The sequence below is a fragment of the Leptospira ilyithenensis genome, from assembly GCF_004771005.1.
Classification (GTDB): Bacteria; Spirochaetota; Leptospiria; order Leptospirales; family Leptospiraceae; genus Leptospira_A; species Leptospira_A ilyithenensis.
This window is the reverse complement of the sequence record NZ_RQHV01000051.1, coordinates 1-22,445: the sequence shown is the minus strand read 5'-3', so window position 1 is coordinate 22,445 and position 22,445 is coordinate 1. Positions and strand designations below refer to the sequence as shown.

The 22,445-nt window shown below is 40.4% G+C and carries 18 protein-coding genes; 9 read left to right on the top strand and 9 right to left on the bottom strand.

Annotated elements, in window-relative coordinates; all coding sequences use genetic code 11:
• Positions 1-756 precede the first annotated feature (756 nt).
• The 8 genes from EHS11_RS12385 to EHS11_RS12350 all read left to right on the top strand — a co-directional run bounded on the left by EHS11_RS12385 (position 757) and on the right by EHS11_RS12350 (position 10,963).
• Complete coding sequence (locus EHS11_RS12385; protein ID WP_135764729.1) at positions 757-2,319, top strand: methyl-accepting chemotaxis protein; 1,563 nt, start codon at positions 757-759, stop codon at positions 2,317-2,319.
• Between the two features lie 69 nt (positions 2,320-2,388).
• Complete coding sequence (locus EHS11_RS12380) at positions 2,389-5,256, top strand: PAS domain-containing sensor histidine kinase (protein WP_135764728.1); 2,868 nt, start codon at positions 2,389-2,391, stop codon at positions 5,254-5,256.
• A gap of 15 nt (positions 5,257-5,271) precedes the next feature.
• Positions 5,272-5,709 carry a response regulator gene (locus EHS11_RS12375; protein WP_135764727.1) on the top strand — a complete coding sequence of 146 codons (438 nt, stop codon included), beginning with the start codon at positions 5,272-5,274 and terminating at the stop codon, positions 5,707-5,709.
• 1 nt (position 5,710) lies between these two features.
• Positions 5,711-6,727 carry a PAS domain-containing response regulator gene (locus tag EHS11_RS12370; RefSeq protein ID WP_135764726.1) on the top strand — a complete coding sequence of 339 codons (1,017 nt, stop codon included), beginning with the start codon at positions 5,711-5,713 and terminating at the stop codon, positions 6,725-6,727.
• Positions 6,724-7,125: a response regulator gene (locus tag EHS11_RS12365; RefSeq protein WP_135764725.1), complete on the top strand. Its 402-nt coding sequence runs from the start codon at positions 6,724-6,726 to the stop codon at positions 7,123-7,125. Before EHS11_RS12370 ends, EHS11_RS12365 begins: the two co-directional genes overlap by 4 nt.
• Before the next feature lie 19 nt (positions 7,126-7,144).
• Positions 7,145-8,584: a RecQ family ATP-dependent DNA helicase gene (locus EHS11_RS12360; protein WP_135764724.1), complete on the top strand. Its 1,440-nt coding sequence runs from the start codon at positions 7,145-7,147 to the stop codon at positions 8,582-8,584.
• On the top strand, positions 8,581-9,315 hold the full coding sequence (locus EHS11_RS12355; protein WP_135764723.1) for a class I SAM-dependent methyltransferase: 735 nt from the start codon (positions 8,581-8,583) through the stop codon (positions 9,313-9,315). Before EHS11_RS12360 ends, EHS11_RS12355 begins: the two co-directional genes overlap by 4 nt.
• A gap of 178 nt (positions 9,316-9,493) precedes the next feature.
• Positions 9,494-10,963, top strand: a complete 1,470-nt coding sequence (locus EHS11_RS12350) for a metallophosphoesterase (RefSeq protein WP_135764722.1) — start codon at positions 9,494-9,496, stop codon at positions 10,961-10,963.
• A gap of 47 nt (positions 10,964-11,010) precedes the next feature.
• On the opposite strand, the gene EHS11_RS20200 is transcribed toward EHS11_RS12350, so the two are convergent.
• From EHS11_RS20200 to lepB, 8 genes are all read right to left on the bottom strand, one after another.
• Positions 11,011-12,780: an alpha/beta fold hydrolase gene (locus EHS11_RS20200; RefSeq protein WP_246047850.1), complete on the bottom strand. Its 1,770-nt coding sequence runs from the start codon at positions 12,778-12,780 to the stop codon at positions 11,011-11,013.
• 11 nt (positions 12,781-12,791) lie between these two features.
• A complete protein-coding gene (locus tag EHS11_RS12340) occupies positions 12,792-14,831 on the bottom strand; it encodes a 7TM diverse intracellular signaling domain-containing protein (protein WP_167884431.1) in 2,040 nt (679 codons plus the stop codon).
• On the bottom strand, positions 14,828-15,295 hold the full coding sequence (locus EHS11_RS12335; RefSeq protein WP_135764720.1) for an SRPBCC domain-containing protein: 468 nt from the start codon (positions 15,293-15,295) through the stop codon (positions 14,828-14,830). Before EHS11_RS12335 ends, EHS11_RS12340 begins: the two co-directional genes overlap by 4 nt.
• 98 nt (positions 15,296-15,393) lie before the next feature.
• Positions 15,394-17,118: a GMC oxidoreductase gene (locus tag EHS11_RS12330; protein ID WP_135764719.1), complete on the bottom strand. Its 1,725-nt coding sequence runs from the start codon at positions 17,116-17,118 to the stop codon at positions 15,394-15,396.
• A gap of 62 nt (positions 17,119-17,180) precedes the next feature.
• Complete coding sequence (locus EHS11_RS12325; protein ID WP_135764718.1) at positions 17,181-17,663, bottom strand: GDYXXLXY domain-containing protein; 483 nt, start codon at positions 17,661-17,663, stop codon at positions 17,181-17,183.
• A gap of 3 nt (positions 17,664-17,666) precedes the next feature.
• On the bottom strand, positions 17,667-18,644 hold the full coding sequence (locus EHS11_RS12320; protein ID WP_135764717.1) for a DUF4401 domain-containing protein: 978 nt from the start codon (positions 18,642-18,644) through the stop codon (positions 17,667-17,669).
• Positions 18,641-19,555: a DUF2157 domain-containing protein gene (locus tag EHS11_RS12315; RefSeq protein ID WP_135764716.1), complete on the bottom strand. Its 915-nt coding sequence runs from the start codon at positions 19,553-19,555 to the stop codon at positions 18,641-18,643. Before EHS11_RS12315 ends, EHS11_RS12320 begins: the two co-directional genes overlap by 4 nt.
• Before the next feature lie 4 nt (positions 19,556-19,559).
• The gene (lepB, locus tag EHS11_RS12310) at positions 19,560-20,090 is read right to left on the bottom strand and encodes a signal peptidase I (RefSeq protein WP_135764715.1); all 531 of its coding nucleotides are present in this window, start codon (positions 20,088-20,090) and stop codon (positions 19,560-19,562) included.
• Positions 20,091-20,203: 113 nt separating this feature from the next.
• Between lepB and uvrC the strand changes: the two genes are divergently transcribed.
• Positions 20,204-22,063 (top strand): excinuclease ABC subunit UvrC, encoded by a 1,860-nt coding sequence (uvrC, locus tag EHS11_RS12305; protein WP_135764714.1) that lies wholly within the window; start codon positions 20,204-20,206, stop codon positions 22,061-22,063.
• Between the two features lie 4 nt (positions 22,064-22,067).
• On the opposite strand, the gene EHS11_RS19850 is transcribed toward uvrC, so the two are convergent.
• Complete coding sequence (locus tag EHS11_RS19850) at positions 22,068-22,214, bottom strand: hypothetical protein (RefSeq protein WP_167884430.1); 147 nt, start codon at positions 22,212-22,214, stop codon at positions 22,068-22,070.
• Positions 22,215-22,445 lie beyond the last annotated feature (231 nt).

Genomic DNA, 22,445 nt, shown 5'->3' with positions numbered 1-22,445 from the left:
GAGCGTAGACCTGGTTCATCACATTCGAATTGTAAGGATCCATCTGCAACTGAGGGATCGTTGCCTGGGAGAAAACCGCACCTGCAAAAAACAGTGAGAATACAAGCGTCCGATGCTTCACGCTCGGCCCCGCGTAACTTCCGTGTTACGACGGGCCCGCTCCGGCATCCCTGCCTTCGCCACCGCGAGAAACATCTCCCTTGCTTTTATGAGAAGAGAGACTTTATCTATCTTTTGTTGGGCGCCTCGCATCTTTGTGAACCTTCGTTCAGATGGGTTTTCTGTTTGCATGGGGGACCTACGATTTGGTCAGCTAAGCCGCATTAAAGCGAGAAGTCAAAAAATTATGGAATGGCGGCGATCATTTTTTATTGCAGTTTTCTCGTTTTTTAGAAAAAAAATTCCCTTTTTGGGGGATGGATTTGGCAAAAAGGGATTTTCAAGTGAGTGAGATGTTTCCCTTCGGTGGCGGAGGCCAGGGACGGCCGAAGCTTTTTCGTCGGAACAGGATGTTCCGCGAAAAAGAGCGGGAAACATCGAACGTTGCCATCTTTTTCTCGAAATTTGGTCCAAATTGGATGATAAAATTATGTCTCTTTGGTTTTTAGAGACAAGTTGAGTGTTCTGATCTTATCCGAGACAATTATTCGAATTCTTCTTTTTTTACTAGAATAATTAAGGCTTTATTCTTTCCTTACCTTACTTTTCCCGGGTCTATATCTTAAGTTTGCCGGGGATATTTAAGAGTATCATAATATGGACGAAGATTTACAGATTGAGCGCTCGATCACTTTCCGAGGAGAACGAATTGTTACTAATGTCCGATTTTATCTCTCAGCGGTTTTTACCTTAGCCACATGCATCGGAATCTCCAGCGTAGGCTTTTCTTTAGTTAACAAGTCTTATGTTGTAGGTACTTTTTATTTTTTGATTTGTACCATCATCAGCTATTTTTTGTTAAAATACAAAAAATTGCCTATGTGGCTGATTTACTATAATGCGATCAGCGACATCATTGTGGTATTCATTCTTCGTTTTATGAATGTTATGTTCACCTCCAACGGAATCGACGAAGTGGGAAAAGGGAAAAATATCTTTATGATATCCATTTTATTCATCACTCTTCTTCCTCTTCGGAACAATCTGCGATTCAGCATCATCGTAGGTTCTTTTATCTTTCTTGTGGAAGTGGTTCTCCAGATTTGTCTGTATTTGTACGGAATGAAATTCACCGTTTCCAGTTTTGCCAAATCGGAAATAGGACTCATTGACACGATCAATGCGGATATCTTTCTTGCGACCGCTGTTTTTATCGCATGTATTGCAACTAAACTTATGAACGGATACTTGAAAGAGTCCAGGCAAAACGAAAGGATTGCACTTGCTACGATTCAAAAAAACGAATCGATTTTGGATGGATTGAAAGATTCGAGAGAACAGATCCAAAAGGTAAAATCATTTGCCAGCGAGTTTCTGAGCGAATTGCAAAAAGGATTGAATACGCAAGCGGCAGTTTCGGAAGAATCTTCGGCAAAGATGGAAGAGATTTCTTCGGCGGCCAGATTTATTTCGGAATCCACGAACCATCAGCAGGATGAGATAAACACTGCTGGAAAACAAACTCATAAATTGCAAAATGATTTCACCGAATTGAAAAAAATGATTTTGGAAACTCAAAACCATTTGAAAGTCTTAAGTAAGGATCTCGACAAAGGAAAAGATGTGATCGGCGGAACCAATCTCACGATGGCGGGCATCAAACAGTCGGCGGAAGAGATTGCAAAAACCTTGCAAGTGATGAACGAGCTTGCTTCCCGAACCAACTTACTTGCGTTAAACGCGTCTATTGAGGCGGCAAGGGCAGGAGACTCGGGAAAAGGTTTTTCCGTTGTTGCGGATGAGGTGAGCCATCTTGCCACCAGATCCACAAGTCATACCAAAGAGATTGCCGAAAAAATCAAAAACAGTTTGGAAAAATCCAAAGAAGGAACGGAATCCGTTCTGGGAGTGGAAGAGATTTTCCATTTGATCTTTTCGGGATTCGATCTTATCGACAGAAACCTGGAACAAAGTCTTTCTTCCCTGCAGATCTTCGAGTCGGAAAAGGATAAAATCGTAAAGTCGATTGAAATCTTAAGCACCCAAGCGGGACTTGTACGTGATTCCACTAAGGAGCAGGAAATCGCTCTGGAAGAAGCCAATCTCAATATCTCCCAGTTGTCCCAGTCCGCTTCTTCATTGACTACCTGGATCGAGGAATTTGACACGTTGTATTCGTTTCTGGAGAGGACGGAAGAGCTTCTTGCCAAAATCTCTTAGGGGAAAATCCGTCGAGACCAGAACAAACGATAGACATAGTTTAGAACTGCCTTTATACTTTGCCAGATTATGAATCTTTGGGAAAAATACAAAGAAACGGTAAGGAGGAATTGTTCCGGTTCCGCAGGTACGGTTTTGGATCTGCCCGGTTGGAGAAATCGTCTTTTTGCGGACCTAGTTCTTTACATACTTCCTTTCAGTCTGATAGCTCTCATTCCGGGAGTCAGAGCCTCTCTTCAGACCGGTGTTCCCTTAATTGCTGTTTTCGATATAATCGTAGTTTTGATTGTCCTGGCCATTGCATTTAGCAAAGGTTTGCCGGTCTGGCTCAGAAAGTCATTCTTCGTAATTGCTTGTTATCTTTTGGCAGTAGTTTTATTGTATTATCTTGGCATATTCGGGGTGGGCCTACTTTATCTCCTGGCCATTACGATCATAACCATTCTTATTTTTCCCCAATGGGTTTCTCATCTGACCGTGGCAATCAACGCAGCTCTATGCACTCTTTTGGGTCTTTTGATCCATTTGGGAGTTTTGAACAGCCCCATTACGATTCCGTTTACATTTGAAACGAGCGTTGCCGTTTTTTCCAATTTGATCTTTCTCTCCGCATTGTTCAGCGTTCTTGTTCCCATGTTGTTCAACGGATTGCAAAAGATCATCTTCGAACAAAATCAGTTGCAGAATGAATTGGTCGAAAATGAAAAACGTTTCCGATCTTTGGTTGAGAACGGAACAGACGCAGTTGCCATCTTGACGACAGACATAAAGCCGATTTATATTTCTCCTTCCATCAAAAGAATTTTAGGTTATACGGAAGAGGAATTTTTACAATCCGGTCTGACTTCTCTGGTTTATCCAGATGATTGGAAAGAACTGACAAACTCGATTGGACGTGCGTTGGTAAATCCCGGCGCGCCTTTGCCCGGGTGTACTGCCCGATTGCTTCATAAGAACGGAACATGGCGTTGGTTTGAATCCACAATTACCAATTTGATCCATGAGCCGTCCATTGCCGGGATCGTTGATAATTTCAGAGATATAACGGAAAAAAAGGAAGCGGAAGAACAAAAGGAATTCGAAAGAAGAGATAAGGAAGCTTTGATCAACGGAACCGAGGATTTGATTTGGAGCGTAAGCAAAGATTTCAAATTGATCGCCGCCAACCAATCATTTGTTACTACCATTCAAAATTATGCCGGAATCATATTCAAACCTGGAGACTATATTTTACCGGAAGAATTTTTTCCGAAAGAATTTCTCGCTCTTTGGAAAGGATATTACGAACAAGCATTAGCTGGTGAAAATTTCAAAAAGGAAATTTATGCGCCTAAAAGCGAAATAGGGGATGAATCTTGGTCAGAGGTAAGTTTTAACCCGATATACAATAACGATGAGATCATAGGTTTGGCTTGTTATGCAAGAAACACAACCGATCGGAGAATTGCGGAAGAGAGACTCAAAGAAAGCAATGAGTTTTTGCAAAAAATCACAGAAAATGTTCCTGCGGCGATCTATCAATTTGAAATGAATTCGGAAGGAAAAATGAGATTTCCTTTTATGAGTAAAGGTCTTCTTTCCATTTTGCCCGAGTTGGATATGGAGGCGGTAAAAAAGGACGCTTTTTCTGCATTTGATAAAGTGCATCCTGAAGATTTTCAAACCTTGCTTTCTTCCATTGAGGAGTCCAGGCAGAATCTCACGGATTGGAATTTGGAATATAGAACTTTTACAAAAGACGGAAGGACAGTATGGGTTCGAGATGCGTCCCATCCTGAGAAGAGGGAAGCCGGATCCGTTGTTTGGTACGGCTATATCATGGATATTACCCACAAAATACAACAAGAACAGGAGTTAGCCGAATATAACGGAAAAATGATTTCGATTTTGAATAGTATCCAAGACGGCTTTTATTCATTGGATAAAAATTATATCGTTACATATTGGAATAACGAAGCTGAAAAATTGTTGGGAGTAAAACGGGAAGCAATCATCGGAAAGAGCATATATGTATTGTACAATGACGAACCGTCCCGAAAGTTTTTCGATCAATTCCGGATAGCCGAAGAGACCGGCGAACCAGTCCGTTTTCAGGATTATTACGATCCGCATGAGAGATGGTATGATATCAGCGTATTTCCCTCCATCGAAGGTTTGACGGTTTATTTCAAAAATATTACAAATTTAAAGAATACTGAAATGCTGCTGAAAACTGCAAACACCGATTTAAAATATAAAAATTTGGAGCTGGCAATTTCCAATAGGGAGCTGGAACAGTTTGCCTACATTGCTTCGCATGATTTGCAGGAGCCTCTCCGGATGGTAACCAGTTTTCTTTCTAAAATCGAAGAAAAATACAAATCTTTGTTAGATGAAAAAGGCAGAAAGTATATTTTCCTGGCTGTGGACGGAGCCACCAGAATGAGACAGATCATTTTGGATCTGTTGGAATATTCGCGCGCCGGAAAAACCACGGACAACCTGACACAAATTAATATGAATGACTTGTTAGTTGATATTCAGGGCCTTTACCGGGACGTCATCGAGGAAAAAGGAGCCGTTATTAAATTTGACTCTCTGCCAAAGATCACAGGGTCAAAGCCGGCAATCCACCAGCTCTTCCGAAATTTAATAGGAAACTCCTTAAAATATGCCAAAAAGGATGAAAAGCCGATCATTCAAATCGAAGCTGTCGAAACTCCCTCTCATTTCCGGTTTGCCGTTTCCGACAACGGGATCGGGATAGATCCTCAATTTTTCGATAAAATTTTCGTATTATTTCAAAGGTTACACGACAAATCGGAGTACTCCGGAACAGGAATCGGACTTTCCATTTGTAAAAAAATTGTGGAAAGGCATAAGGGAGAAATTTGGGTGGACTCTTCTGAAAATAAGGGAACTATATTTAATTTTACAATTAATAAAGATCTATCTTAGGTTTTGAGAAATATTATGAAACCGATTAACATTCTTTTGATCGAAGACAGTGAAGGGGACATCATGTTGATCACGGAAGCCCTTGAAGAAGGTAGGATAGCGAACCAGGTCACTGTGATGAAGAACGGTTGGGAGGCTATTCAATACCTAGAGAAAAAGGGGAATTATCGTGACATATCCTTGCCGGATCTGATTTTGCTCGATGTGAATTTGCCCAAATTGAATGGGCACGAAGTACTTAAAAAAATAAAATCAAACGAAAATACAAAACACATCCCTGTCATCATACTGACTACTTCTTCCGAAGAAAAAGATGTTTTCGAAGCGTATAAGAATCATGCAAATTGTTTTATCAGCAAACCTGTATTAGCTGAAGATTTTCTCAAGGTTGTCATATCGATAGAAGATTTTTGGATCGCAGTTGTCAAACTACCCCGCAATATGAATGAATGAAATGGCACGTTCCGCTGAAAAATTAAAAATACTTGTGGTTGAAGACAGTGAAGGGGATTTTATTCTCTTCGAAGAAAGTCTTAGAGAAGAATTTTTAGAACCGGTGATCGATAGAGCTGTTACATTTTCCGCTGCCGCAAAATTATTAAAGTCCAAGTCCGATTATGATACGATTCTGCTTGATCTTACTCTTCCTGATTCGAGGGGAACCGAACTTGTAACGGATATACTTGATCTGGCAGGTCAAATTCCGGTCATTGTACTTACCGGTTATCTGGATAAAAATTTCGGAATCCAAACCCTGTCTTTGGGGGTTTCCGATTATCTTTTGAAAGATGAAATCGAACCGATTCAATTGTACAAAAGCATTTCTTACAGTAGGGAAAGAAAACGAATTGTAAACCAGCTGGCGTATTCCGAAGAGAAGTATCGTAATCTTTTTCAACTCAGTCCTCAGCCTATGTGGTTATGTGATTTGGTTACCTTCCGGTTTCTTAATGTGAATGAAGCGGCGATTAAACATTACGGTTACTCTCTGGATGAATTTTTATCAATGACCGTTAGAGATATTTATCCCAAGGAAGACATTCCGATTTTGGAAGAACGGATCAAAACTACGAGTGCTTCGGGATCATTGTATTTCAGAGGGATTGTAAGACATAAAAAGAAAAACGGGGAAATCATTGATGTGGACTTGCAAAGTAATACAATCGATTTTGATAATAAGAAAAATCAATTGGTACTTGCAAACGATATCACTGAAAAATTAAATTATATATCTTCCATTCAAAGCCAAAACGAAAAACTAAAGGAGATTGCCTGGATTCAATCCCATGTGGTAAGAGCGCCGATTGCCCGAATGATCGGTTTGATCGATCTGATCAAAAATTTCGGAGACGGCGAAGTAAACAAATCCGAATTGATAGAACATCTTTTGAATTCCGCTCACGAACTGGACGGTATTATAAGAGATATAACGAATAAAACGGAATCGATTGAACTTGGTAATAAGGAATGAGCTTGGAAGTCTTGGTGGTCGATGACGATTTTGTTATTATTTTTCATCATAAGATGATGATTACCAAAAGCGGATTTCATTCCGAGCCGGCCTCTTTTGCCAATGGTAAAGATGCTTTGGAATTTCTCATAGAAGAGGGTTCGTCTGAAAAAACCTATCTTGTGTTATTGGATATCAATATGCCGGTAATGAACGGATGGACGTTTTTGGAAGCGGCTCATCAGCTGCCTATTGCCAAACAAATTTTGGTCGTAATGGTAACATCCAGCATTGACGCGAGAGACAAGGAAAAATCCAGCCAATATCCCGAAGTGATCGGATTTGCGGAAAAACCGATAGATTTTGCCAAACTGGACGAATTTAGACAATACAAAGAACTAAAACAGTTCTTTAGTTAAGAAAACCAACTTTCTTTCGATGCCACTTTCCCCTTACTTAAAACAATTCGGAATTCAAAATTTTCGCACTTCTCAGGAACAAATCATAAACGATGTGATTGCCGGGAAAAACTGCATGGTGCTTATGCCGACAGGAATGGGAAAGTCCATCTGTTATCAGTTGCCGGCTCTGGCTCTAGATGGATTAACTATTGTTATATCTCCTTTGATTGCACTCATGCAGGACCAAACCTCGAAATTGAAACAATTGGGGATTGATGCGGGATATATCAATTCTTCATTATCCAAAACGGAAAGAATTCAATCTTATTCGGATTTGAAAAAAGGAAAATACAAAATCATCTATGTCTCTCCAGAAAGATTCAGAAAAGAAGATTTTATAGAAGCATTGAAAGATAGAAAAGTATCCTTACTTGCAATCGATGAAGCACATTGTATCAGCCAATGGGGACATGATTTTCGTCCGGATTATACCAAGATTGCGGAGTTTCGTTCCATTTTAAAAAATCCGACTACCATTGCACTCACTGCTACCGCTACCAAAGAAATTCAGAAAGATATGATCCTGCAGATGGGTTTTTCCGAGTCGGAGATCAATGTATATAATGAAGGAATTTGCCGCCCAAACCTGTATTTGAATGTGGAGACCTTTGTCGATGAACAGGAAAAATTCGATGCGATCATTGATTTACTCAAAAACAACAAAGAGAGCTTAATCGTATATTTCAATCTTATCAAAACTATGGAAAAGTTTTCCGAAAGGCTGGATGGAAAAAACATATTTCATAAAGTCTATCACGGTAAATTACAAACGGATCATCGGAAAAAAGTTCAAAATCAATTTATCAAATCAGATGATACGATCATGCTTGCTACGAATGCATTCGGGATGGGTGTGGACAAACCGAATATCAGAAAAATTATTCATGCGGAACTTCCTTCTTCTTTGGAATCCTATTACCAGGAGATAGGAAGAGCGGGGAGAGACGGAAATCCTTCGGACTGTCACGTGTTTTACAACCAAGACGATCTGACAGTACTTATGGATTTTATAGAATGGCAAAACCCGGACGCACAGTTTATCAAAAGAACTTATAGCACCATGCAAAGATTAGGTGAAAAACTTTCATCCATCGATTACGAAGGTTTGCAAGCAATGGTTGTCCATAAGAACAGAGGCGATCATCGGTTACAAACTGTGTTGAACTTATTCGATCGTTACGGGGTGACTCGCGGAGATTTGGAAAAACATTCTTTGGAATTGGTTGGAGAAATTCCCGAATCACTTAGGTCCAAGGAAGAATTGGAGAAAAAAAGGCAAACCGGCCTCAAAAGACTCTATCAGATGTTAATGTATTTGAAAACGGAAAAATGCAGAAGAGAGTTCGTTTACGAATATTTCGGAGCTATCCTTCCTTCTTGCGGAAATTGCGATTATTGCAGGGGTTTATTATCATGAAAGATCAATTTTCCAAAAAATCGGATCTATATGTAAAATTTCGACCAAGTTACCCTAAGGAAGTTTTTGATTTTATCCTGAATCTGGTTTCTGCAAAAAACTTAGCTTGGGATGCGGGCACGGGGAATGGTCAGATTGCGGAAGTCCTATCAACTTACTTTGATCAGGTGGTTGCGACAGATATCAGTGAAAAACAAATCTTAAATGCAAAGAAGAATGAAAAAATCATCTATAAAGTGGAATCTGCGGAAAAAACCTGTTTTCCTGATGATCATTTCGATCTGATCACGGTTGCCCAAGCGATTCATTGGTTTGATTTTTCCGCATTTTATTCCGAGGTAAGAAGAACGATAAAACGAAATGGAATTTTGGCTGTGATCGGCTACGGACTGTTGGAGACTGACCCGGAAATTCAAAAATGGATTTTGCATTTTTATTCGGGAATTCTGGGAAAATATTGGGATAAGGAGAGAAGGTATATAGATGAAAATTACAAAACGATTCCTTTTCCTTTTGAAGAGATTCCCGTTCCAACAATATTTAATGACTTCGAATGGACCATAGAACAAATGATAGGTTACCTGGAAACTTGGTCCGCCATTCAGAACTATATAGAAGAAAAAAACGAAAATCCTCTGGATTCGGTTTTAAACGATTTAAAATCCTTATGGGGCGAGGGTAAAAAAAGGATGGTTCGTTTTCCCATACTTTTTCGGGTCGCAAGAATTTAAACTTCGGATAGGATGAAATCCGTATATTATTACCGCCAATGCCGGGGTTTGTAACGAAATTTTTTATTAACAATCCGATTTCTTTGCAAATAAAAGAGCGGATTATAATGTGCTTTCATAGGAAAAAATATCGACATACAACGGCTATATTCTTAAATCCTGTAGAACGGAGTAAGTTATGCCCGATATTAAATATGTTTGTCTCTCTGATATGCACTTGGGGGCGGAAAACAGTCTACTCACTAAACTCTCGCTAGATGGCCTGAAAAAGGATTTTACCGGTCCTAGTCCCGTTCTTGTTTCCCTAGTGGATACCATTCGTAAGTTTGTTTCTTCCAATCAGAGTCCCCGAAAACCAACATTGATTCTACTGGGCGATATCCTGGAGCTCGCATTGGCGGAAACGGAAGAAGCGGGAATGGTATTTGATCAGTTTGTGGATTTGATTTTACCCGACGGAAGAGAACTTTTCGAAGATGTGTTTTATATTCCCGGGAATCACGACCATCATCTTTGGGAAATTGCAAGAGAGTCTCAATACATCAAATATATTGAAAGGAAGGACGATAAAAAGGCACTTCCGGAGATGTGGCATACTACCAATGTTTTTATAGAAGGCGATCCGTTTCCCACTCGTTGCGATTTTATGACTGCCATTGTTCAGAACAAAGATCATTTGAAAAGACGGATGGTCAAAGTCGCATATCCTAATTTCGGAATTCTTTCCGAAGATTCGAAAAAGGCGGTGGTATTGCATCACGGCCATTTTTTAGAGGATATTTATCTTTTGATGAGCACTATGAATACTACGATTTTTCCCAATCAGAAAATGCCGGAAATGATTTGGGATATAGAAAAGGAAAATTTTGCATGGATTGATTTCTTTTGGTCCGCCATGGGTCGATCGGGCAATGCAGGTAAGGGGGTTGAGCTTATCTACGATAAGATGACGGATGAAAAAAAGTTCTCCGAACTTTTGGAAAATATCGCTAAAAAATTAGTTGAAAGCTTGAAAGCAAAAGAAACGGAAGAAGCAGGTTCCGTTTGGAAAAAAATCATCCTGTTTTTGATCCGATTGATTCCGGGAAGAAGTCAGGTGAAGATCGTTTACGGAATTTTAAAAATGACCCTCGGTTTTATCGCCAAACAGGAAAGATCCGATAGCAATGACAGTCTGTCGGATGAAATGAGAAATAAATTGATTTCCTATCTGGATGTCACTCTTTTCAAACAGCTTCTTGCAGAGAAAGGTCAGGGCGCACCTAAAGAGATTCAATTCGTGTTCGGACATACTCACAAACCTTTTGCCGAAACATTTACAGATAGCAAATCTTATGCGAAGCCTGTGGGTCTTGTAAATACGGGAGGCTGGGTTGTTGACACTGTGGAAAGAAAGTCAACTTGCGGAGGCGCAGTCATACTCATCGACGAGGATTTGAATATTGCGCCGGTTCAGATATACAAGGAATCTTATTCCGGGAATGAGGAAAAATTGGGAATTCTTCCCGGCGTGGACTCAAATCCTTTAGTGACTAGGATTCGGGAATTGATTTCAAAAAACAGCGAAGATTTTGAAACCTTTTCCAAGTTAGCCGACAGAGAAATAGAACTTAGAATCGTAAATCTAAAAGCAAAGATCAACGCTTAGATGGAATATTTTCATTCCGAAGGCATTGATGATGTCTTTGGAATGATTTAGCCTTTGTGTTTATTTAAAAAATCCACAAATTTCGGGAAAATATCTTTCGCAGAATTTTTTCCCATCAAAGTATCCTGGTGACCGTAACCTTTTGCGATAAACAGTTCGTTCTTATTGCCAGGCTTGATCTTATTCAATGTTTCATAAGTAACAACATTTGCATCATTGAACACTCTATTTTGATCTCCCGTCATAAATAGAGTAGGCACATTGATATCCGAAGCATCATCCAGATAATTATTCGGCAATTCCGCATAATGCTCGTTTCTCGTTTGATATTTGACTGCAACCCCTCTGTTTACCATTTTGCGTATATGTCTATGGTAATTCATCGAGGTAGCTCCGAATAAATCACCAACTCTGTCATGGGTAACGGAAGACAATTGGGAATGTTCGTAACAAGCGGGAAAGCCCGTTCCCCACATCATGCTGAGCATATGGCATGCCGGATTACTGCATTCCCTGTGAAATAAATTGACTACTTTGGCAAGCCCTTTGCCGAGAGCTGGCCCCGGGTTATAAGCAGAGCGCGGATTTATATTTGGAAATCTTAGAACATACTCGATTAAAAACGGTGCAAGTGCAAGTTTGATTTTCGACCAGGCAGCCACTCTGGGGGTAAGAGATACGCTATTGGAAATGATACTGCTGATGCCTGAGATTTGTTTTCCATAGAGACTCATAAAGAAAGTAACGGAACCGATGCAATGAACGATCGCATGGATTCTTTTTTTGGGACCGATTTCCTTTCTGATCTTTTCTATCGCCAGAGGCAAATCATACAAAGCAACATCGTCCAAATTGAATCTATGAGGAAAAAGATTGTAATTATGTCTTAGGCTTCCTCTCCAGTCAAGAGACCATACGTCTCCAAAACCGTTATCATGAAGATAATTTACAAGATTATAATGTTCCGGCATGATGTACATATCAGTCGAAGTAGTCAATCCATGAGACAAAAGAATCACATCATCTGAATCCTGTTTCAAAAACCTGGTCAGGCTGATATTTAACTTGTCTTTGGTGGAAATGGAGTGGGTTGTGATCGAACAAGGATTTACGCCCGCAAGGGTAAATAAAGGAATGTTTCTTTGGTTCCAAATTTCCGGTTCCGACTTCTTGATATGGGGAGCGTATACATCCCATAGATTTCCCAGAAATAATTTTCCGAATTTAAAAATCGCATCCTGCCTTTCCCATAAGGTTTTTCCGTTGGAACGGAAAGTAGTCATCTGTTTGATGAAATCTTTTACATAGATTTCCAAGATTCCCGTAGCAACTAACTTTGCAGAGGTGTCTTCCCCTTCCTTGACCGTACCTTCATACAATTTGGTATACAGAGTAGTTGTGTCTTTCCAGATTTCAAGAGGTCCTGTTCCTTCGTTTTTTACGATTTTATGGCCGGACATTGTGAAGGGTTTGCCGGTTTTGTCTTTCAAAAACAGCCGGTAGAACATTCTTTTTTGGTTTTCGATGGCCGCACCGGTATCTACAAAACAGTTGAATACTCCGCTATCAATCGTGATTTTACCACCCAGCTTTTTGCATTCGATATACCCTTTCAGTTCGCCTGTTTCTTTCGGGTCATTGATAAAAAAATCCACGTCAGGGATAATGACTGTTAAGTGAAACATGAAAGCGGTCTTCGCTTTTTTTCCCGCCTCGTAACCTTCTTTATAGTCTATGTTGGAATCAGAAAAGGATACAAACCCTTTCATTTCTTCTGTAAATTGAATGTTTACCGGTTGCGTGGACGGGTTTTTCATTGGGTTTTTCCTTATAATACTTCTATCGAAAGCAAAGTAATATCATCTTGTTGTCCAGAGGGTCCGACATGTTTTTCTATTTCTAGTAATAGTTTGTCCACTACATGCCCCATGTCCGAATCCAGACTGAGCAATGAAAAAACACGATCAGCTCCGAATTCGATTTTATCCTCATCGAATTCTTCATAGATTCCGTCGGAAAAGAGAAAAATCCTGTCGCCTGTTTCAATTTCCAAGTCAACGGATTGATAGTTTGCATTTTTTTTCAATCCAATGATGGAACCGGCAGCATTCAATACATCGGTGTTAGACGAATTTTTGAAAATCTGAGGAGGATGACCTGCGGAAGCAAAGGAAAGACTTTTATTATTCAGGTCGATATCCGCAATGATTGCGGAAAACAATAAGTTCATGCTTTTATATTTCGTAAAACACTCGTTATTTAGAGTTTCCATCAGATGGGCGGGTTTTGTGCGGATATTTTTGATACCTTCGTATTCCGCTTTGATCGTCATTGTAGATAATGCCGCTTGTACTCCATGGCCTGTCGCATCGACTAAAAAGATTCTGAAATATCCCTGTTCCAATTCGTGGATATCGTAAAAATCTCCTCCTATTTCCGACATTGGCAGATAGTGAGTGAGTATGGATAAGCTTTTGCCTTCGAGGTTTAACTTTGGCAGAGTTTTTTGTTGGAGCTTTTTTGCCATGGAGAGATCTGCTCTGATCTGTTTCAGAGTTTCATTCAGATCTCTTGTTCTCTGTTCAACGGTTTTTTCCAAGGATGCATTCATCGCTTTATAGGAATCCGCAAGTAGGGTTTGCATCTCAACGGTTTGTTCTTGTGCGGTTTCCTTTTCCCGTTTGAGGATGTTGATCTTGTCCACCAATGCAAAAGACAGTAGTATCACTTCGATCGTTGAGCCGATGTACAATCCGTTTTCAGTGAAAAAATTGGAAGGGAGAATATTGGCATACATCAATGCATTGCAAGTCGCAGCGATCAGAATAGAGGCAAAAGATATGGAAAAATAACGGGCAGGTGTGTATCCTCTTCGCATTGCGATCAGAGGAGCGATGAAAACCAATACAGCAAAAGGTACTGTCAAACAAAGATTTAAGGTTATTTCCTTATCGTAAGGAAGCAGAAGAATCAATAAAAAATTCAACGGCTGCAAGCAGATGAGTATATTGAAAATTTTATCCAATACGGGAATGATTTCTTTTGTATTTAAAAACTTTTTAGTAAACAAGGAGAGAGATATGATGATTGATATATTGAAAACTGGGAAAAAATTCAAATCAATCCAACCGTTCTTTTCCCATATGAACATTTTTCCGTATCCGAGAATTCCAATCTGTAAAAGTACAACTGATGTAGTATACATCACATAATACAAAAATGCGACGTCCTTTAATGAAAAGAAAACGAACAGATTGTACAATGCCATCACAAACATGACTCCGAAATACATTCCGAATGCAATTTGTTCGTGATAACTGTATTGCAGGAATCTTTCTTGGGTAAATATGCGAATGGGAACCGGCAAACCTCCGTAGGTTCTTGTATTAAGATAGAATATCTGTTCTTCTCCGGGGGGTAAGTCCAAATAGTAGATTTGATTTCTATGTGTCGATTTCGGTCCGTTCGGATTCAAATTGCCGGGACTTATCTTTTTAAAATCTTTCGTATTCTGGTCTTTGAGCTGGTAAAGATCCGAATATATGACTCCCGGATGATCGAATTCCAAAATCCATGTGGAAGAGCTTGTCAGATTCTTTATTTTAAAACGAAACCAGTATTCCGAACGGGAAGGTCCGAAATTGGGAACATCTTTGTTGAGTGGAACGAAATGATCGTTTGTTTCGTTTGAATGTATTCTTCCGACCGTATAACTAAGTGTAGGGTCTAAAAAATATTCCAGATACTTTCCGATTGTAAGTTGTTCGATATTTTCAGTAAGCTCGATGGTTTTCTGGTGACTGGTTTCTGCTGCTAAGCCGTTATGAATTGTGAAAAAAATTAAGAATGCGTTCAATAGCCATTTCATGAACGTCTTTCGCATCTTTCTTTCAAATTTGTATTCATTTCTTCTTGAACGATCTGTACATCATTTTTGATCTTGGCAAAGGATAAAGAAATGGTCATGAATAATCCCGAAAAAATCCCTCTGTGGGAAAAGCGGGTAACATTGTCCGAAACTTTTTCAAACTCGAATATATGGTAACCGTAGGAAAAGATGGCAATAATCCAAGGAACCCTTCCGCACCAACTAATCTCTCTTTGTTGCTTGAAATTCAGGACTTGCATAGGCAACCATGTATAGATTTTTTTTCCAAACAGGTTTCCCAAAAATACTTTCTCCCAAACTTTACCAGTGGTTAAGTCGACGGTCACCTTCGGTAAAAAAGGATTCCATTCCGGGAATTCGGAAAATTTTGTAAATTCCTCCCATACTTTTTCAACCGGAACATTTATCTCTATTGATGTATATAATTCGTTAATGGAAATCATGAAATGACCGGGATGAACCTTTGATTCACCCCGCTGATTTACTTATTAACCGTGTATGCTTTGTATTGATCAATACTATTTTACAGAAATGGAATTCTCTAGACCAATCCAGAATCAGGTTCAATCCCAGTGATTCCTTCTGCCACGCGTTCGCTGAGCGCACTGATAGTGGCAATCGGGTTTGCTCCTACTGCCGTTGGGAGAAGGCTTCCATCTGCAACAAATAAATTTTGGTATCCGTACACTTGTCCGAATGTTTTCGGATCGGAGCTTGTTACTCCTGTTTCCGGATGATCGGAAAGTACGCAACCTCCCAGGGAATGTACTGTAATATTGCTTTTGGAGAAGAAGTTCCACGTAAATAAAGGAAACCATAACTTTGCTTTTGTAATTTTATAAAACTCTTTAGAAGTTTCTAATATCTTTTCATACAAAGGCATACTTTCTTTTTGAGTCCAACGGATGTTCAGTTGACCCTCTTGTAAAAACATTTTTCCATGCGAATTGTCCACTCCCATAAAGAGAAGGACGCTTGAATTTTGTGAAATGTCGTTTGCAAGCAGGTCTTGGAATAGATAGCCCGATCTTCCGTAAAGGCTTCCCGCACGGACGAGTTTGTACCAGATATCTTTCAGAAGGGACTTGAGTGACTTCCAAATGGACGGAGTAGGAATAAAATTCACAGCCCAGGAACCGAAACTGGGATAACTTGCATCCTCTAAAATAAAGGCCCGCTTGGGATCGGGATTTTTAAAAAGATTGAAGTCCGTGCCTTGCGTGATTACAGGACCGTAGTTGGGATTGGATTCTTCTTTTCCTTTCAAAACAAACGATAGAAAATCCCCGTTTCCTGAAAAACGTTCTCCCAATCGGGAAGAAATTTTAGGAAGTGTTTTCCATTCTTCTTTGCACTTTAACAAGAGTTCCGTGGACCCCAGAGTTCCTGCGGAAACGATCACTCTTTTCGTATCGGCGTAACTCAATCTGTTTCCTGCCAGAGTCAGATCTAAAAAATAAATTCTATATCCGTTTTCCCCTTGGGAGTCCGGATCTTCGTTACCTTGAGAGTTCAAAGGAACGATTTTTTGGACAAGATGTTCCGTTTTGATTTCCGCTTTGTGAATATGTTCCGCCACATGGAGGTAGTTCAGGTCGACCGTATTTTTGGAATGGGTATTGCATCCCACGTCGCATTCCCCGCAGTACGTGCAGGATGTTTGAAGTGCGCCGTATCTGTTTTTTTCCTGTACACCGATGGGAGTAGGATTTTGGAAATCGTTTCCGAAAAATACATTGATGTCCAAAAGTTTGGACTCCCGACCGAGAGAGTCTGCTACTTGTTTGAATCTTTCCGTCCGAATGATCCTTCTTCTGGGATCGTTGTTTGTAGGAATGGGTCTTGCACCTAATACTTCTTTTGCGATCTTGTAATAAGGAGTGAGTTTGTCTTTTTTGCAGGACTCAGGCCAACGTTCATCATCGAGCACCCAGTCGGGAGGCTCCAAAAACACATTGGCATAAATCAGAGAACCTCCGCCGAATCCGGCCGAGATCACTGCATCCATTTTTTCAAAATGACGGATGTCGAATAGTCCGTGGGTCTCTTCGTCCTCGGGATTTCCTCCTTTGGCTTCGGAGGGAATGTTCCAGAAATTTTTGGACATTTCGTGGGGAGTGCGTGCGAAGGAATACATTGGATAACGTTTTCCTCTTTCCAAAACCAATACTTGGCCGTTTGGCCATTTTTTACTCAATCTACAGGCGGAAATTCCTCCCCCAAAACCACTTCCAATTACTATAGCTTCATACATTTGTTTTGTCATATACGTTCTCGGTTAGCGCAAAGTCTTACAGGCAAACAAAAGAAAGTCTAGTGAAAAATGATTTATTTAAGTTCTTTTTTGTTTTGGTCGTACAGTCCGACTAACAATTTGTCTCCGTTATCGTCCACACGGACTCCTGCAAATTTAGCCTCTTCGAAAATTTCTCCTTTCCCTTCTTCAAAGAAAAAAGATTCGGCACCGATCCGAACATCATAGTCATGTTTGAAATATTTCAGACAATGTTCTCCCGATTTTTTTTCCGAGTTTGTTTCGGAAAATCTCACTAAGTTTAAAACATTTTCCCGGGAAAGATTGAAGATGATGCATCCTCTGCTTGGAATATTCTCCGTAGAAATCTGCTCCCAGTCGTAACGTAAAATCATATAATCGCCCTGGAATAAAGATCTCGGATCTTGCGGGGCAAGAGGAATCAAAACCAGTTTTCCATAGTTGCGGATCCCTTCTTTTTTTATTACGGAAAATAGTATAAAACCGATTACGAGTAGGGTATTTGCAAGGATGAGGATAGGTCTGATATTTTTCATTTCTTAAGCTTCCTTTTTCGGCAGACGGAATTGCCAAATATAATAGGCGGATAAAAACAAGGCTCCAGTTCCCAATAGCTGATAGGATTTTGCCAAAAGGGTTACTTGTAAATTATAATAGTAGTATATTATAAACCCGATGAGAGATAAGATCCCCCAGATTTGAACGGATTTTACGGAATAGGCAAATCCCAAAAACAGGATGAAAATCCCTCCTATGATCCCTGGGCTATTTATGGTAGGATAAAGAATCAAAAAGAAAAACAGATAAAATCCGAATATAAACTCTTTTTTCAATCCCAATCGGGCATACAATTCTTTCCATAATAGAACGATGCATATGGAATGAATGAGTAAACTCGAAACAAAAGGAATTCTGAATTCATAACCTAAAAAATCTTCAATATAAGGAGAGATCAGATTGGCAATGAAAGTGATCACTAACGCGTCTTTGCCGACGGAAAGATGAAGAGAAATAGGTTCATTGTTTCTTTTCTTTTTGGAATATCTGTCCAAAACGAAATAAAGAAGTACTGCTGCGATATAGAGTAAAATCGGAAAATACAAATTCAATTTCAGTTGATAAAGAATTCCCGTTAGGCTCGCAAATCCGATTGGGATCGACAAAAACTTCTGAACACCGGATTGGAACACGATAAACAAAACCAATTGTATGATAAAAACAAGCAGGAGAATCGAAGTAAAATCTTCTCTGATTGATTCCGAAATTCCGAATACAAACAACCCTTGTCCTATATTGACAAAACTGACTAAAATCGGTTCTAAACAAATAGACTCTTCATTTTGAGCAATGCGTGACGCCGCCGTAGTTCCGAAGAGAAAAACAAGTCCGATGAGAATCGAAGAAGAGGAAGAGTTTAATAAGTCCAACGCGGCAAGGAACAATAAAAACAAACCGCCAGCAATGGATGCTCCGAAGAAAGTGAGGATACGAATGTACCAAGGAATGGATGAACTCATTTGGACTCGCTCCCTGAATGTTCTTTTCTGATCTGCAAAAGATGAACCACCATACCTGTTGTTAATCCCATGATAATGAAAAAGCCAAGGAAAGTATTTCCTACCATGTCGCCGCCGGTAAGATACTTTATATAAAGTGAAAAAACCAAAGCCAGACCGGAAAGCAGGACGAAAGAAAGGCAGGCCAGGTCATATATGAAAAAACGATAAAAAGCATAAAGCCCGCCCAAGCTAAAGATTGTGACGAGGACATAAGGAAGAGCGATTTGGTTGTCTTCCCGTAAAAAGAATATGGACTGATTGGAGCCGAAATTTAACCAACCTAAGGCGATTACCAGAATCAGAGGAGAAAACCAAGCGGATCTTAATAAGTTCTTTTTAAGCCGAATTCTGAATTCGTAAATGAAGAGAGCAATCAAGTTTAAAACGGATGCGGAATAAACCGCCCAGACAGGAGGAGTGAACCGAAGGACCTGTTCCCAATAAAGATCGAAGGTAAGATTGAGTAAAAAAATCCATAAAAACCAAACGACAGGCGAACCGGAGACGGCAACGAGTAGTACGCTGAAGACCGCCCAACCGAAAAACAAATCGTAAGCATTTGCCCCCGTTTGGTAAATTTGCCCAAAAACCAAAAGGATCTGACCTACAAAGAAAAATGCCAATGCACCTAACAGTTCGCGGATCCAGAGTTTTTCGAAATTTCTAGTATAAGTAATGTTAATTGCAACCAGTCCGATGGAGACAAGAGACAATTTGGAATAACGATGAAGTCCGTTCCAATTGAATGCGAAGAAAAAGATCACTCCCGCTAGAAAGAACAAGGCTCCGAAAACGAGCAGAAATCGTTTTCCAAAATCGGACCAATCTTTTAGGCTTGGGAGTTCCGTCGATTTTCTTTCTAATAACATTTCCTTACCATACCTTTCCGATAATCAAAGATTCTGGAATCGGTCCGAGTTCTCTGGAATCGATTCCTATTTCGCGGTTGTCACATAACAAAAAGAAGGTTTTTTCGGGAACGATGAGTTTTGGTTTTTCATCACTCTCCGTTTTTCCCGTAGGGAGTGCGGGAAGGTTTTGGGATTTGGTTCTAGGAAAAATTTCTTCGGAAACCGGATTTCCGTTTCGGTAGGCTTCTCTTGCGGAGATGGAAACTTCATCTCCCGGTTTTCCTAAGATCCGCGCTAGGATATAACTGTTTTCATCCAAAGGGGATTTTGCCAGAACCACATCTCCTACAAGTAGGGATTTCACGGATGTAAGTTTGCTGATATAAACGGTCTTGCCTTGGGAAAAACTAGGCTCCATAAACGAATTAGAAACTTCTAATGGAGTGAGAACTTTTAGTTTAAAAATAAATGCCAGTACCAGGGCAATCAACAGAGGTGCGCCCACCTGAAAAAAACGTGCCTTAACGGAAATCTTTTGGCGTGATTTGGACATGGCTATAAGGGCTTTTTGTTTTTCCTACTGTAAAGTCTTTTTTACCTTTTTAAGTCTTGCTTGCAGTTTCTTTCCGTTTCTGAAATCATGAAATAGAGAAACCGATAAAGAAAATGAAGGACCCGTTCGTTCTTAAATCCATCCAAGAGAAAATCAAAAATCTGGGCTCAGTGTCCGGATGTTATCTTTGGAAGAATGCAGTGAATGAAGTCATTTATGTCGGAAAAGCGGTCAAACTGGAATCCAGAGTCCGGTCTTATCTCAATCCGAACCACTCCGATCCCAAGACCCGGGCCTTGTATTTGGAATTACAGGACTTTGACTGGATTGCCACTAGCACGGAAACGGAAGCTTTGATTCTCGAAGCTACTTTAATTAAAAAATACAATCCGAAATTCAACGTCCGCCTAAAGGATGATAAACGGTATCCTTTTATTACGGTTTCTACAAGCGAACCTTTTCCTATGGTTTTTCTAACCAGAAAAATAAGGGACAATGGAGATCGTTACTTCGGCCCGTTCACCGATGTGAAGGCTGCACGTGATACTTTGGAACTCATCCATCGCATTTTTCCCGTTCGCAAAACCAAACTGAAACTTCCCCTGGCCAAACCGGCGAGACCTTGTTTGAATTTCCATATGGGGCGTTGTCTCGGTCCTTGTCAGGGTAATGTTCCCGAAGCCACCTACAACGAGTTAATCGATGAGATCCTTAGTTTTTTGGAAGGTAAAAAGGAAGGGCTCGTTCAGAAACTGAAAAAGTCCATGTTGGAATCTTCCGAAAAATTGGAATACGAAAGAGCAGGTTATCTTAAAAACCGGATCGACCAAATTGTTCAGATCCGTGAAAAACAAACCGTAGTAAGTTTGGACGGAGGAGACGAAGACATCATTGCATTTGCAAGAAGGGATAATGAAGGTCAGGTGATACTTCTTGAGGTGCGCGGTGGAAGGTTGGAGGGCAAAAAATCCTTTCCGATCACCGGTTTGGAATTATCTACGGAAGAAGAAATCATCGAAGCATTCCTTCGGGATTATTATTTAAAAGTCACATTTCTTCCTTCCCTCATTATATTGCCTTCGAAAGCAAAGGCAAATTATTCCGTCACTCTGGAAGCCATCAAGGAACATACGGGAGTACTTCCCAAGCTGAAGTTTCCCGACGGAGGTCAGAAAAAATCGTTACTCCGTCTCGCCGAAAAGAACGCAGAACTTTCGTTAACGGAACGAATCCTTGCGACCAAACTTCGGGACCAGACGGTTGCAATGAAAGAGATTCAGGAAAAATTGAAACTTCCCCATCTGCCCCGCGTTATCGAATGTTACGATATTTCCCATTTCCAGGGCTCTCTTCCCGTGGCGAGCGGGATCATGTTTGTGGAAGGCAAACCGTATAAGCCCGGTTATAGACATTATAGAATCCGAGGTTATGAAGGAATCAACGATCCCGGTATGATGCATGAAGTGATCGGCCGAAGGCTTTCCCATCTTTTGAACGAAGAGGAACCTTTGCCGGATCTGATCGTGATCGACGGAGGATGGACCCAACTATCCCGCGCGGCGGAAGCAGCAAATGCTTTGGATCTGGGTCAACTTCCCATGGTGGGACTTGCCAAAAAAAGAGAAGAGATTTATTTTCCGGGAGAAAAAGACCCTTATACATTCGATATTCATTCTCCAATGATGCGGCTTTTGAGAATGGTAAGAGACGAAGCGCATAGATTCGGAGTGACTTACCAAAGGGTTCTCCGAAAAAAGAAAACACTCAAATCGTTGTTAGATGATATTCCCGATATCGGTGCAGTTCGTCGGAGAGCTTTGTTGCGTTATTTTCAAAACAAAAAGAAAGTGGAAGATGCCACTCTATTGGAACTGGGAACTGTTCCCGGTATCGGAGAAAAATTGGCCGAAAAGATCTGGGAAGAATTGCAGAAGCTGAAAAAATCCAGGCTAATCGGTCAAAGAACGGAATAGTTTTTTATCCTGTAAGCAAAAGGGAAAATGCGACCTCCCGAATCCTTCGGATTCGGGACCGGGCTACTCCGGGCTCCGCGTTCGCTCCGGTCGCTTGGGCGCGACCAAGCCCTGCGTATCCCTGGTCGGGAAGATAGGAATCTATTTTCACTGTCTTGATTGATGGATTGCTGATTTTGCAATTAAGAGAAGAACGGCTTATTTATGTTTGGTTGGGCGCCTCGCCTCTTTTCTTTTTGTCCGAAGCAAGGGCTCTCGTTATAAGATGGGATTTTGGTATCCCCGCCCGATTTGGGAGGGGTGAACCACCCATCCCGTTACCCATAAAGTTCTTGTACGTGGTATAGCATTTAGTGATCTGTTGTTATGGAAAACGAGCAAG